This window comes from Psychrobacter sp. T6-1, assembly GCF_052258445.1.
This window is the reverse complement of the sequence record NZ_JBQQFC010000727.1, coordinates 1-662: the sequence shown is the minus strand read 5'-3', so window position 1 is coordinate 662 and position 662 is coordinate 1. Positions and strand designations below refer to the sequence as shown.

Here is a 662-nt window from a genome sequence, read left to right as displayed (position 1 = left end):
GAGGCGGTGCAGGCTGAGAAGTGCACCGCGCTGCATGGCGTGCCAACGATGTTTATCGCTATGCTTGATCATCCTGATTTTGCGCAATACGACTTATCCACGCTACGCACGGGTATTATGGCAGGCTCTAGTTGCCCAATTGAGGTCATGCGCCGCGTTATCGATGAGATGCACATGGATGAGGTTACTATTGCTTATGGCATGACCGAAACCAGCCCTGTGTCCTGTCAGACTAACAAACATACCCCGCTTGAAAAGCAAGTCTCAACTGTCGGTTTGGTTCAGCCCGCTCTTGAGGTCAAAGTTGTCGATACCGAAACGGGCGAGATTGTGCCGTTAGGGGAGACAGGGGAGCTGTTGACGCGTGGCTATTCGGTCATGAAAGGCTATTGGGGCAGCCGCTTTAAGACTCGCGAGGCCATTCAAGACGGCTGGATGCACACGGGTGATTTAGCGACGATGGATGAGGATGGCTATGTCAAAGTCGTCGGTCGTAGTAAAGATATGGTCATTCGCGGCGGCGAGAATATCTATCCTGTCGAGATCGAAAACTATCTGTATCGTCATCCCAAGATCCGCGATGTACAAGTCGTCGGCATTCCTGATAAGCGTTATGGCGAGGTGTTAGCGGCTTTGATCATTCCAAAAGAGCCTGATTGCTT

At 51.5% G+C, this 662-nt stretch carries 1 protein-coding gene; it reads left to right on the top strand.

Annotation, left to right across the window (positions count from 1 at the left end; translation table 11 throughout):
• The coding region (locus ACTXGO_RS15660; protein WP_443575172.1) for an AMP-binding protein at positions 1-662 on the top strand (662 nt) is incomplete at both ends.